The organism is Allohoeflea poritis, from assembly GCF_027889715.1.
GTDB lineage: Bacteria > Pseudomonadota > Alphaproteobacteria > Rhizobiales > Rhizobiaceae > Hoeflea_A > Hoeflea_A poritis.
The window spans coordinates 1-12652 of record NZ_JAPJZH010000003.1 but is presented as its reverse complement, the minus strand read 5'-3'; the positions used below and the strand labels follow the sequence as shown (position 1 = coordinate 12652).

General features: G+C 59.9%; 13 protein-coding genes. 3 read left to right on the top strand and 10 right to left on the bottom strand.

Going from position 1 to position 12652, the window contains the following annotated elements; all coding sequences use genetic code 11:
- Window position 1 precedes the first annotated feature (1 nt).
- The 4 genes from hpaD (OOZ53_RS05360) to OOZ53_RS05345 are packed head-to-tail and all read right to left on the bottom strand — an operon-like array spanning window position 2 to window position 3814.
- Window positions 2-982: a 3,4-dihydroxyphenylacetate 2,3-dioxygenase gene (gene hpaD / locus OOZ53_RS05360; RefSeq protein WP_271088306.1), complete on the bottom strand. Its 981-nt coding sequence runs from the start codon at window positions 980-982 to the stop codon at window positions 2-4.
- Window positions 983-1011: 29 nt separating this feature from the next.
- A complete protein-coding gene (gene hpaD / locus OOZ53_RS05355) occupies window positions 1012-1866 on the bottom strand; it encodes a 3,4-dihydroxyphenylacetate 2,3-dioxygenase (RefSeq protein ID WP_271088305.1) in 855 nt (284 codons plus the stop codon).
- A gap of 28 nt (window positions 1867-1894) precedes the next feature.
- Window positions 1895-3412, bottom strand: coding sequence for a 5-carboxymethyl-2-hydroxymuconate semialdehyde dehydrogenase (gene hpaE, locus OOZ53_RS05350; RefSeq protein WP_271088304.1), 1518 nt, complete (start codon window positions 3410-3412; stop codon window positions 1895-1897).
- A gap of 12 nt (window positions 3413-3424) precedes the next feature.
- Window positions 3425-3814 carry a 5-carboxymethyl-2-hydroxymuconate isomerase gene (locus tag OOZ53_RS05345; RefSeq protein ID WP_271088303.1) on the bottom strand — a complete coding sequence of 130 codons (390 nt, stop codon included), beginning with the start codon at window positions 3812-3814 and terminating at the stop codon, window positions 3425-3427.
- A gap of 147 nt (window positions 3815-3961) precedes the next feature.
- Between OOZ53_RS05345 and hpaR the strand changes: the two genes are divergently transcribed.
- Entirely contained in the window at window positions 3962-4399 is a 438-nt protein-coding gene (gene hpaR, locus OOZ53_RS05340; RefSeq protein WP_271088302.1) for a homoprotocatechuate degradation operon regulator HpaR, read from the top strand.
- A gap of 41 nt (window positions 4400-4440) precedes the next feature.
- Here the strand turns inward: hpaR and OOZ53_RS05335 are convergent, their stop codons facing one another.
- The gene (locus OOZ53_RS05335) at window positions 4441-5280 is read right to left on the bottom strand and encodes a nuclear transport factor 2 family protein (RefSeq protein ID WP_271088301.1); all 840 of its coding nucleotides are present in this window, start codon (window positions 5278-5280) and stop codon (window positions 4441-4443) included.
- A gap of 117 nt (window positions 5281-5397) precedes the next feature.
- Here OOZ53_RS05335 and OOZ53_RS05330 point away from each other — a divergent pair, with 117 nt between their 5' ends.
- Window positions 5398-6291 carry a LysR family transcriptional regulator gene (locus OOZ53_RS05330; RefSeq protein ID WP_271088300.1) on the top strand — a complete coding sequence of 298 codons (894 nt, stop codon included), beginning with the start codon at window positions 5398-5400 and terminating at the stop codon, window positions 6289-6291.
- A 122-nt stretch (window positions 6292-6413) separates the two neighbouring features.
- Complete coding sequence (locus tag OOZ53_RS05325) at window positions 6414-7556, top strand: hypothetical protein (protein WP_271088299.1); 1143 nt, start codon at window positions 6414-6416, stop codon at window positions 7554-7556.
- A 174-nt stretch (window positions 7557-7730) separates the two neighbouring features.
- Here the strand turns inward: OOZ53_RS05325 and OOZ53_RS05320 are convergent, their stop codons facing one another.
- The 5 genes from OOZ53_RS05320 to OOZ53_RS05300 all read right to left on the bottom strand — a co-directional run bounded on the left by OOZ53_RS05320 (window position 7731) and on the right by OOZ53_RS05300 (window position 12402).
- On the bottom strand, window positions 7731-8354 hold the full coding sequence (locus OOZ53_RS05320; protein ID WP_271088298.1) for a glutathione S-transferase family protein: 624 nt from the start codon (window positions 8352-8354) through the stop codon (window positions 7731-7733).
- A gap of 131 nt (window positions 8355-8485) precedes the next feature.
- Window positions 8486-10513: a methyl-accepting chemotaxis protein gene (locus tag OOZ53_RS05315; protein WP_271088297.1), complete on the bottom strand. Its 2028-nt coding sequence runs from the start codon at window positions 10511-10513 to the stop codon at window positions 8486-8488.
- A 638-nt stretch (window positions 10514-11151) separates the two neighbouring features.
- Entirely contained in the window at window positions 11152-11337 is a 186-nt protein-coding gene (locus tag OOZ53_RS05310; RefSeq protein WP_271088296.1) for a hypothetical protein, read from the bottom strand.
- A 116-nt stretch (window positions 11338-11453) separates the two neighbouring features.
- Window positions 11454-11759: a PepSY domain-containing protein gene (locus OOZ53_RS05305; protein ID WP_271088295.1), complete on the bottom strand. Its 306-nt coding sequence runs from the start codon at window positions 11757-11759 to the stop codon at window positions 11454-11456.
- A 13-nt stretch (window positions 11760-11772) separates the two neighbouring features.
- Window positions 11773-12402: a protein-methionine-sulfoxide reductase heme-binding subunit MsrQ gene (locus OOZ53_RS05300; RefSeq protein WP_271088294.1), complete on the bottom strand. Its 630-nt coding sequence runs from the start codon at window positions 12400-12402 to the stop codon at window positions 11773-11775.
- Window positions 12403-12652 lie beyond the last annotated feature (250 nt).

Below are 12652 nucleotides of genomic sequence, written 5' to 3'. Positions count from 1 at the left end.
CTCAGGGCGCAATGATCGGCTGGGATTTCAGGTCGCTTTCGGCCGTGGTCGCCCCTTCGAACAGGCTGCCATGCTCGAACCAGGAACGCGGCGCCGGCGCGCCCCATAGGGTCTGGCGCTGCGGGTCCTTCAGATCCCAGCGGATCGGCTCCAGATCCGGATCAACCGTCTGATAGTCCGAATTGTAGATCTCGATCCGGTTGCCATCCGGGTCCAGCACATAAAGAAAGAAGGCGTTTGATATGCCGTGACGGCCGGGGCCGCGCTCGATATTGTCGAGATAGCCGGTCGTCGACATGATATCGAGCAGGTCGATGATGCACAGCGGGTTGGGCACCCAGAAAGCGGTATGGTGCAGGCGCGGGCCGAGCCCGTTGGTGAAGGCGACGTCATGAACGCCGCCCTTGCGGTGCATCCATGCGGCCCAGATGCGGCCGGTTTTCTGATCGTCCGTATATTCCGTCGTGCGGAAGCCCATCTCATTGTAGAAATTGACCGCCTCGTCGACATTCGATGAGAACATGTTGAAATGGTCGATGCGCAGCGGGCGCACGCCGTGATAGAGCTTGTAGTGCTGGTGGATCGGCTCCAGCCTGTCCATTTTCACGTAGAATTCCAGCGGAATGCCCCATGGGTCACGGGTGCGCAGCGTCCGGCCCATGAAAGGCCGCTCCACCCAGTCCACAGGCAATCCCTTGGCTTCGAAGAACGCAGCCGCCTTGTCGAGGTCCGGCTCGTCGAAGAGTTTGAAGCCGAGCACATAGACGCCCGGCGTCTGCGATTTCACCAGCGCAATGCAGTGATGGCCGCGCTCTTCGAGCGCGCGCAGATAGATCCGGTCATTGCCCTCATGGGTGACCTGCAGGCCGAGCAGATCCGCATAAAAGGCCTTGGACGCATCAAGATCGGCAACCGCATATTCGACATGGCTCAGCCGCACGATGTTGAAAGGCGGATAAAGGACGGGCGAGGGGACGGGCATGGAAGGTTCTCCTGAAATGCGGCGGTGTTTTACTGCACCGGGAATACGACATTGGCCTGGCCGGTGCCGGAACTCGGGAAATATTCGCCGATCAGCTCGCCCTTGCCGGTGTATCCGTCCCAGCCGAGCGCCGCGAACAGCATGACCGTATCGTGCATGCTGCCTTCGCCGCAGCAATAATCGGCATATTCGGGCAGCATCTTCAGAAAGGTCGCGATTTCACCCTTCTGCCAAAGGTTCAGCACGTGCAGATCGACCTGGCGGTTGAACTCGGACGAGATGGTGAAGGTGCCGTTGTTGGCCTCATATTCGTCATTGCCCCATATCTTGTGGCTGAGCGAGCCCGAGGCCAAGAGCAGCACTTTCGAATCGCTTTCCTCGATGGCCTCGCGGATCGCTTCGCCGAGCTTGCGCGAGGATTCGTATGAATGCACCGTGCACCAGGCTGCGACCGAAACCACCTTGAAATCGCCCTCGCTCGCCATGTAGCGCATCGGCACGAGCGTTCCGTATTCGAGATCAAGGCTGTCGATCTGGTGCGACAGGGTGAATGCGCCCCTGGCCGTGGCCTTTTCGGCGATCAGGTCGCCCAGCGCCGCATTGCCCTCATAGGCATATTCCAGACCCTGGATGAATTGCGGGAATTCATGGCTGGTGAAAACGCCCTCGAATTTGTGGTTGGCGTTGATGTGGTAGCCGGCATTGACGCACCAGTGCGTGTCCAGCACGACGATGGTGTCGGCGCCGCACGCCTTGGCGCGACGGGCGATTTCCTTGTGGCCGTCGATTGCCTGCTGGCGGCAGCCATGCAGGCGGCCCGGCTGTTCCGACATGATCATGGTCGGCACGTGGGTGATCTTGGCGGAAAGGACGATCTCTCCCATTTGTTCCTCCCTGGATTCCTTGAAGCGGTCAGTTTGCGCCGAGCTTCGGTATGGCGTGTTGACCCAGAGCAAGCCCGATGTGCTTTTGCTCCATGTAGAATTCGAAGGACCAGTCGCCGCCGTCGCGGCCGATGCCGCTGGCCTTCACGCCGCCGAAGGGCGTCGGCAGGTGGCGGACATTCTCCGAGTTCACCCAGATCATCCCGGCCTCGAGCTTGTCGGTGAAGCGCAGCGCCCGGGTAATGTCATTGGTCCACACATAGCCGGTCAGGCCGTAGGCGACGCCATTGGCGATCTCCAGCGCTTCCTCTTCCGTCTCGAAGGGAATGGCCGTCAGCACCGGGCCGAAAATCTCCTCCTGCGCAATGCGCATGTCGGGCCGCGCATCGGTGAAAAGGGTGGGGGCGACATAATAGCCTTTGCTTTCGGGCGTTGTGCCGCCGGCGGCAATCGTCGCACCGTCCTGTCGGGCGACATCGAAATAGGATGTGACCTTGTCGTAGTGCACCTTGTGGATCAGCGGCCCGATTTCGGTGGCCGGATCGAGCGGATGGCCGACGCGGATCCTGTTGACGCGTTCCACGAGCTTCGCCTGGAATTCCTCGGCAATGCTGCTTTGAACGAGCAACCGGCTGGAGGAGGTGCAGCGCTCGCCATTCAGCGAATAGATCATGAAGACCGCCGCATCCAGCGCCCGGTCGAGATCGGCGTCGTCGAAGACGACGACCGGGTTCTTGCCGCCGAGTTCGAAATGCACGCGTTTAAGCGTGTCCGCGCCCTGTTTCATGATCATCGAGCCGGTTCGGCTTTCGCCGACGAAGGCAATGGCCTTGATGTCGGGATGTTCGGTCAGCGCCTTTCCGGCATCCTCGCCGAAACCGTTGACGAGGTTCCACACGCCCTTCGGCAGGCCCGCTTCGTCGGCGATCTCCATCAGGATGCGTGCGGTCAGGGGCGAGAATTCCGCGGGTTTGTGGACGACCGTGCACCCTGCGGCCAGCGCCGGCGCGATCTTCCAGGTCGACAGCATGAAGGGTGTGTTCCAGGGCGTGATCACACCGACCGGGCCGATCGGAACGCGCGTGGTGATGTTCATGAGCGTGGCCGAGGGCAGGGACTGACCATCGCGCGCGGCTGTTGCTTTTTCTGCAAAGAACCGGAAGTTCTCGGCTCCGCGCAGCGCCGCTTTCGACATGAAGCGCAGCGCCTGGCCCGTATCCCAGCACTCGCAAAGGGCGATTTCCTCCGCGCGCTCGACGATGGCGTCGGCGATGCGGTTGAGGATTGCCTTGCGCTCGCTCGCCCTCATGTCGCGCCAGGCGGGGAAGGCAGCCTTTGCGGCCTTTGCCGCCGCGTCGATGTCCTGCGCTCCGCCCTTCGCAACGCCGCAGATCAGGCTGTTATCGACCGGCGAGCGCGTCTCGAAGCTCTCGCCGGAAGATGCGGCAACGCTTTGCCCGTCGATATGGTTGCGGATGCCGTCCTGCCGGAAACGGGCAAGATAACCGTCGAGCTTCGTCAGGTTTTCGTCCAGGTTGGTGCTCATTGCCGTTTTCCTTCAATTGTCGCTGCCGATATGGTCGCGGATCGTACTCAGTTTCGGGCTCAGTTCCGGGTCGATATTGCGCATCTCCAGGGATAGAGCGACCGGGCGCGTTTTGATCAGTTCTTCCAGGAATTCGCGTGCCGCGGCAAAAATTGCCTCGGTCGCCGCCTTGCGCGCTTCGAGCGGGCGGCCGCCGCGCAGCCGCACCGAGATATCGATGAAGCCATGATCCGGCTTGCCGTCCGCGATTGCATAATGCTCGCAGCGGATGGCGCGCACGCGGATTCCTGCCATTGGAAAGATTCCCGTCTCGATGCCGGCCAGCCGCAAATGCTCGCAAAAGGCGCCCATATCGACATGCGCGTCCAGATTGGCGGAATATTCGATCGAGAAGTGCGGCATCGCGGTTGTTCCTCTCTCGTTTATATTTAACATGTTAATCATATTGCCAGGATGATGTCAAGTGGATATGCATGTTCGACCGGCTTGCGAAGTGCAGAATGATCGGTGATGGTTATGCGGAGCAAGATTGAGCACCGGGGCAGGATAATGAGCGACAAGGATCTGCGCGCCACATCGAGGGCATTGCCCATCGCCCTGTTGAGGGCCCGCGAAACGGTGATGGCGCAGATCCGGCCCATGCTTGCCGACACGGGCGTTACGGAGCAGCAATGGCGAGTGCTGCGCGTTCTGGCAGAAGACGGCGGCATGGATCCGACGGACATTGCCGAAAAATCCTGCCTGCTCCTGCCCAGCCTGACCAGGATTTTGAAGTTTCTTGAGGAAAACGCACTGGTGACGCGCAAACGCCACGAGACCGACGGGCGCCGGCACGTCGTGGAGATCACCGACAAGGGCAGGGGATTGATCGACAGGAATGCCCCGGCCAGCAACCGGATCTACGCGGAGCTGGAGAAGTCATTCGGAACTAAGAAGATGAACAGGCTTCTCGATCTGCTCGACGAGCTTGCACACCTGAAACTCTGAACCGGCGGATTGTTGTCCGCCGGCCGCAGTTTCGTTTGTTGCTAGAACTTTCCGTTCGGGTTCGCCGCTTCCGAGTCCGGCAGGATCGGCGCGATCACGTCCCAGTGCTCGGCGATCTTGCCGTCATCCACGCGGAAAAGGTCGTAAAAGGCCATCGGTTTGTCGCCGATGACACCCTCGGACATGGCCAGCACGAAATTGCCGTCCGCCAGCACCTTGTGGTTTTTCGTGAAGCGCATGCTCATGCCGGCCGCAGCCATTTTCTCAAGGGCCGAACCCAGGCCGCTCAGCCCGTCACCGATTTTCGGGTTGTGCTGGATGTAGTTGTCGCCGTCGAAATAGGCCGGCATCTTGTCGTAGGCGCCGCCGATCAGCACCGTGTCGATGAATTCCTTGACCAGCGCCCGATTGGTCTCGGTCCTGTCGCGATCCGTGATTTCCGTCGGCCCGTCGGTCTGCGTGCGGCCTGAAGGGTTCGGCGCTGCAACCGGCTCCAGATTGTCCCAGTGTTCGACGATCTTGCCGTTCTCGACGCGAAAGACGTCAAAGGCGACCAGCGGAACGGGGCCGAAGCCCTTATAGACGCCGTGGACGAAGCCGATATCGCCGTCGGCGAAGGCGCGGACCATCGTATACTCGAAATCCGGATTGTCTGCGATGACCTGACCAGCCAGTCCCTTGAGGGCCTCAAGCCCGGTCGGAACCTGCTGGTTGTGCTGGATATAGGGTTCGGCAAAATAAGTATCGATCGCGCCGACATTCCTGTTGATCATCAATTCGGTCATGGCGCCGGTGACGATGTCCCTCGTGTCCGCCGCCGGGGCCGCGGTCGATGTCATGACGAACGCCAGCGCGGATGCTGCAAAGGTGCGAATAATCATCTGTCTGTTTCCTTGTGGGCCGGCACAGCGCCGGATACCCGCAATATGATGCGTTGATCAAATTCGCATAAGATGGTTTTATTGAGTTTCATTATTCGATAATTTGATGGAATTGGCATGCTTGATCACCTCAGGGCCATGGCCGTCTTTTCCGCCGTCGCCGAAGCGGGTTCGTTCCGCGCCGCGGCCGGCAGGCTCGGCATCTCGCCATCGGTCGTCAGCCATCACGTCACGGCGCTCGAGCGCCATCTCGACACACCGCTGATCTATCGTTCGACCCGCAGGCTGAGCCTCACCGATGCCGGCCGGCGGCTGGCCGTGTCGGCACAGGCCATGGTGCGCGCCGCCGAGGAAGGCTACCAGGCAATCGGGCACGAGGCGGAAAGCCCGTCGGGCATGCTGCGGGTGACCGCGCCCGCCGTTTTTCAATACGCCTTGTTCGTCAAGCGCGTTGCCGAATTCATGAAGCAGCATCCCAAGGTCGAGATTTCCGTGAATTTTTCCGACCGCTGGCGCAACCTGGTGGAGGAGGGGCTCGACCTGGCTTTTCGCATCGGGCCGCTGCGGGATTCGTCGCTCAAGGCGCGCAAGCTGGTCGACGGGCGGCAATTCCTTTGCGCATCGCCGTCCTATCTGAAGGTCAGGCCCGTGCCGAAGACCCCCGCGGATCTGGATGAGCTGGAGATGATCGGTTTTGCCGGACGGTCCTATACGATCGGGCGGACCGGCAAGGGCGGAAAGGGCGGCAAGGCACAGCACCGCTTGCGCATGCCCGGCCGCCTGGTGGTCGATTCGGGCTTTGCTGCTATGCGCCTTGCCGAGGAGGGCTGCGGCGCTACCGTGCTTCCCGATTTCCTGGCGCGCGCGCCGCTGGAGGCCGGTCGGCTGGTCGAGGTCCTGCCCGGCTGGACGGTGCCCGGCTTCGGCATCTATGCCGTTTGGCCGGACAATCCGGGAACCAATACCCTCAGGGCTTTGTTCGTCGACTTCATTGCCCAGATCGGCAAATGATCGATGAGACGGCTTTGCTCCGGTCCTGCGAGGATGCACGTTTTGCAGGTGGAATAGTGTTCGACTCAGCGTCCGCAATGCGGCCTAATGGCAAGGCAAACACCGGGGGAGCCGCCTTGCGCATGAAAACAGCCGGCATCGGTCTGTTGCTGGCCGCCATGGTCTGTCAGACACCGCACGCCTCGGCCGATTGCGCAGCCTGCATGCGTTTCGAGGTGCTCAGGCCGGACGGCGGATCGATGCTCTTCGACGATATGCTGAAGGAGCTCGAGGAACGGCCGGTCGCGATTGTTGCAGTAAAGACCGGTCCTTTTTGCGATGAAGGGCCGGGGGCAACCGTGGCAGCGGAACTCCAGGCGGCGAGCGAACGACAGCTTGTGCGGGCGGAGGCCATCGCTCAAAAGGTCGGGCAATGCCCGCGCACATGCGCATCGACTGTGAACGAGGCGCAATATTGTGCCTATAGCGACCGCCTGGTCGCCGACCGGTACCGGCTCGGCGCCATCGGCCTGAGACTATCGGAACTGCTTCACATCTATGAGCAGGCGGGCAAGCTGGCCGAGCATCCGATCGGCGTGCTTTTTGCGGATGTCGAACTTTTCGGCGACGAGGCGCTGGAAACTCTCCGACAGGCGCAGCGGGCGCTGGAGAATGGCGATGCGAGCGCGCTGCCCGACGTCCGATGGCAGGCGAGTGAAACGGAAATCAATCGATTGTTCGGCGTGGTTTCGCTGCTCGTCGATTTTGCGTTGATCGAGGGTGATACCGAACAGGTCGAACAGGCACTCGAAGCAGCGACAGGGGAACTAAGGGCCATCCACAACGACCTCTCACGCGCATTGACCCGTACAAGGGTCATGGAGCCGCATGAGCGGACTGCTTTTGAAGAACGGATACTGACGGCTGCCTCGAATGTTTCTTTTGCTATCGCCAGTTTTGAAAGGGCAGCCGCCGCCAGCGGAGTGGCGACGCAGACCGGGACTTCGGCAGATGTCAAAGCAATCCCGCCGGGACTGAATTCCACCGCAGTGCAGGAAACGGTCGGTTGCCTGAACCGCCTGTTGCTGAGCGCGATGACGGGTTCGCAAGCGCCGGCCCTGGCGCAGAACACCCTGCAGGAATGCCGCTCATTCGATGCTTGCGGCGATCGCGGGTCCGTCGATTTGCCGGCTAATATGTCGCTCCTGAAGGCGTTTCTGGCAACGCAGGAGGAGGCCGGAAAACAGACAATGGCATTTTTGAACACCATTTGTTCTTCTAACTGACAGCCCTGTGGATAATTACACGGGTATTATATTTCGGTAGCGAAACGACAGCTTTTTATTCTGTGCTTGGCACGGAGCCGAAATTCCAGGGTCGACCTGTGGATCATACCGGCCGGGCAGTGGTTCGCATGACTGGCCCCGCATGGTGCTGCATCCAGTCAACACCGTTTCTCCCTAGCCTTCCGTATTCGGCATGGCCGCGTCGTCGCGTTCCGCAGCGCGGCGAAATGCCGGCCTGTCCGTGACCCGGTCGCGATAAGCGCGAAAGGCGGCGCGGTCTTCGATGGTCTCGAATTGCAGGCCCCAGCTTACATGCGAGCCGACATAGACATCCGCCGCCGAGAACGTTTCGCCGGCAATATAATCGGATCCCGATACAGCCATTTCCAGCGCATCCATCACGCGGGAAAAATTGCCGTAGCCGACTGTGCGTTCCCGCTCGCGCGGCACTTCGAATCCCATCGCGCGGTTGACGGTTGCCGCTTCGAGAGGGCCGGCCGCAAAAAACAGCCAGCGATAATAGGCGCCACGCCGGTCGGTCGGCGGGGCAAGGCCGGCGTCGGGAAATGCGTCTGCGAGATAGGCGCAGATCGCGGCGCATTCGCTCACAACCGTGTCACCATGGACCACCGTCGGCACTTTTCCCATCGGATTGAGCTTGAGATAATCCGGCGCTTTCATGTCGCCGTCATAATCCAGGATCCGGGTTTCGTAGGGAGCGCCGGTCTCTTCAAGCATCCATCGCGCAATGCGCCCGCGCGACATCGGGTTTGTGTAGAATACCAGGTCCTTGCTCATACCAAACTCCCGCTGCATTCGCAGAGCAGGTTATTCCCCCATGTCGACATTGTCATGTTGAGGCGCTGGAAAACAAAATGGAAAAGCCGGCCCGGGGGCCGGCTTTGAGCAATGACGCCTGTGTGTGTCGCTCAGAACTCGTCCCAGTTTTCATTGTCTGCGGCAAGGGCTGTATTTCCCTCAAATCCGCCGCTCAGGCGCACCGTCGGCTTGTTCGCGGAATGCCCTTCCTTCCCGGAGACGCTTGCGCTTTCAGCTTCCGGTTTGGCAGCGCGCGCCAGATTGCCGGTGTCGAAGGCGCTCAGCATCACGTTTACCCGGCCAACCTCCTCGGCAAGCATCTGGCTGGCTGCGGAAGCTTCTTCCGACACGGCGGCATTTTGTTGCGTGCCCTCGTCGATATTGTTGACCGCGCCGTTGATTTCCTGGAGCCCGACAGCCTGTTCCTTTGCGGAACCGGAGATCGACTGAACGTGAAGATCGATTTCCTTGACCTGCGCGACGATTGTTTCGAGCACCGAGCCCGTCTTGTTGACGAGCGTGACGCCGGCGCGCACATCTTCGCTGGACGAGTCGATCAGCGTCTTTATCTCCTTGGCGGCGTCGCTCGAACGCTGCGCCAGTTCGCGAACCTCCTGGGCGACGACCGCAAAGCCCTGGCCGGCTTCGCCCGCACGCGCCGCCTCGACTCCGGCATTGAGAGCCAGCAGGTTCGTCTGGAACGAGATCTCATCGATGACAGCGATAATATTCGTGATTTCCTCGGCGGATTGCTCGATTTTCGTCATCGCGTCGATCGCATCCCTGACAACGATACCGGATTGTTCGGCATTGTCCCGCGCTTCGGACGCCAGGCTGCTTGCCTCCACGGCCCTCTCGCTGGCGGATTTCATGGCCGTTGTCGTTTCGCTGACTGCGGCCGCCGTCTCTTCGACCGATGCGGCCTGCTGTTCGTTGCGGCGCGCAAGGTTGTCCACCGCCGAATGGATCTCACGCGAACCGGACAGCATTTGCTCCGATGCCGTTCCGATCGCCTGCATCGTGCTGGAGAGCTTCTCCATCGCATTGTTGAAATCATCCTTGAGCGACTGGAAGGCCGGCGGAAAATCGCCGCTGATGCGGAAGCTCAGGTCGTTGGCGGCCAGGCTGGACATGGCCGAGCTGAAGGATTGGGTGACCGCTGCCTGTTCACGGGCCCGGGCTTCGGTCTCCTGCTTCTCCCGTTCCTCTTCTTCGCGCTGCCTCTGTTCCTGCGCCTTCTGCTCCGCCTCCAGTTCACGTGACCGGATCAAATTGTCTTTGAAGACGCTGTAGGAGTCCGCGATCATGCCCATCTCGTCATTGCTGGCGACGTGGACATCCACGGAAAGGTCATCATTGTTCAGCGCGTCCAGACCGCCGACGATCTGGCGCAACGGACCGGTGATGTTCCTGCGCACGAGCATGATTGAAAGAAAGAGGGAAAGGACAATCGCGACGATGGTGATACCGGTCATCAGTTGCTGCGCGAATATTTCGTGCTCCTCGGCTTTCAGTGCCGCCTCGACAGTGAACTCCTCGATCTCGAACAGCAGTTCTTCAAGGTCGTGGTCGAGTTTGTTTTGCAGCGTCTCGACGCCTTCAATTTTCGGAAAAGCCTCTTCCAACGCGCCGCGTGAGGCCAGTTCAAGCGTTTCGAGAGCTTTGGTATCGAACTCCTTGTGCAGTTCAGCCAGTACGGAAAGATCCCTGTCGATATGTTCGAAGATATCGCGCTCTGCGGGCGTGTTGGACGCCTTGGCCGCATGTTTGGCCAGCGCGATCGTGTCGACGAATTCCGTGTCGACAAGGGTGGCGAATTTCCGGAAATGGTCGATGGTGTTGTCGAGCTCGCTGCGCATCTCCGGATGCCGCTCGAGTTCCTCCGCAAGGCGCATGCCGCGCTCGAAATCGATCGCCTGTTCAAGCTGGTGAACCGTGAGTTTCGTAAGGCTGGCGATCATCGCGGTGTCGCGTTCGGCAATCGCCTCAATTTCCTTGCCCACCGACCGCATCTGCCAGATACTGGTGCCGGCGACCGCGAACATGAGAACAAGGCAGAGCCCGACGATCGCGTAAATCTTTGTGCCGACGCTGAGGGATTTGCCGCCCCTGCGATCGTTGCCGGAAACCATATCCATTCATCCGCTCCAATTCAGCCCGCTTGCCGAATAGCGCGCCCGGAGCGAGATTGATCGCCCGGTGGCTGCGCAAGATCAGCCCGGTCATCCGTGTGCCTTCGCCATCGGCGAAAGACTTCAGGTGTTTTCATGAGTCATGTTGGGCTGAGACCGACCCGGCCGCCGAGCGTCATGCGATTGGATCAGTAAATCCAAGCAACCGTGATGTATATTTCTCGCGTCATGGTTTCCAATTCGTTAAAGACTGGGAAATTCCATATATCGCGTGCGCCTGGACAGGATTTTTCGCACTTATAGTATGCAATACAGAGTCAAAGATGCAATTTTCAGTTGGTACTGCGTGGATGCCAGTGGAGGCCGCCGTGAGGGTGGATAGGGTAATTAAGCAAATAATTACAGAGGAATAGCAAGCGAGCAAAGTACAAGCCGTAACCCGCAGATCCACCTTGCTGCATAAAATATCAGTGATCGGCCCTGGTTTTTTCTGCCGTTGCAAACTACCGATTGCTTTGATCGGGCTGCTCAACTTTTCGGCGCAAGAACAGGGTGCGGCGACCGGTACCGTGCGGATTGCACAGGCAGCCTCTGGCAAAAGTATATCTCTGCGGCCCGACTTTCCTTTCGCGCGGGCCCGGCATTCAGAACCGCAGGTTCTGAACGTCCCAGCCTTTCTGCGCGAAAATGTCCTCAATACCGAGATCTTCGAGGTCCCGCCGGTCCGGATAGCGGCCCGACTCGATGGCGTTCGCAATCCGCGAAGCCGAGCGGATGTCGCCGACAATATCGAATATGGCGCGGGCAGGTCTGAAAGAGCGTATGGCCATGTCAATTCTCCTTATCCAGGATGGAATCTAGTCAACATGGCCCAGGATAAAACCGCGAATTCCGAATAGCTCATGCGCGTCCCGCGCATGGCTGATGGTTTGTAACCGGTCGGGTTTTACTCCTGTTTCTGATAGAGGATTTCGCCGCGTCGCGCGACGAGCAGCATCTCGAGGGTCACCGGATCGAAATAGGCTTCCACCCGCTCGCCTTCGGGGCTCGTCCCATAGGCTTCATAGCAACCGCCATCTTCCTTGATGCGTCGGACCTGCCAGCCTTCCGCGGTCATCTTCTCCTCAAGCTCGCCCATCGTCTTCCAGCCGGCCTGATCGCCGGATTCACAGGTGTGGAGTCCCGTTGCGAATGACGGTTCAACGGCCAGGGTAACAAGTGCCGCGAGTGCGGCGAAAGCTGATTTCTTCATGGGGGGTCCCTTCCTAGTTGATCTCCACCGGGCCGGCAGGGGCGGCTGGTCTCGGCGGGTTGTACGTTCTCCAGATGCGATAGATTTCAAGCAGTGCCAGCGGAACGAAATGCACAAGGGCGGGGCCCAGATTGTTGTGAATGAAGATCCAGTGCAGCAGTGTCAGGACCGCTGCCGGATATACGAGCCGCTGAAGGCGTTTCCACCAGAGCAACAAAGTACGCTGCGAGGCGTCATTGCTGGTGGCGGCAAGCACGATGAACAGCGCGAATGCCGCCCAGCCGGTCCAGATGCCGAGTGCTGTGATTTCAGCCAGGATCAGTTGCAGCGACCCCATGTCGACGACATAGAGAATTGTGTGAAACAGGGCGTAGGCGAAGACCGCGACACCAAGATAACGCCGCCGCCGCGCCAGCCAGATGAGGAACCCCGCCTTGGGGAACAGCATGCGCAGCGGTGTCACCAGCATTGCGATGATCATGAAGCGCGCGGCGAATTCTCCGGTAGGATGCAAAAGCACTTCCGTCACCGGCCGCCCGTCCGGCGCAGCTTCGCCGCCCGCCAGCGCCAGCACCATAGGAATGGCGGGCAGGGTGAGGATCGCCCAGAAGAAGTATCGAGAATTGAGAGTCCGCTTAAGCATCGTTGCCCCATCGTCAATGCAATGCGCACGACATTAGGCGCAAGTTGCACCAGAAGTGTGCCGGCAGGAGTGGAATTTGTCGCAAAATGTAACGAGACGGGCATGGCGGTGTGCGCCCGCGTGGGCAATGGTCAGCCAATCCGTCCGCTCGCCGGTTTCATTTTCTACATTTGTGCCCGGCCTGAGAGATAGGTAACAAAACGTACCGGACACATAGGTAACACTTTTCGCTTTTGCGTGAGGTGTCGAT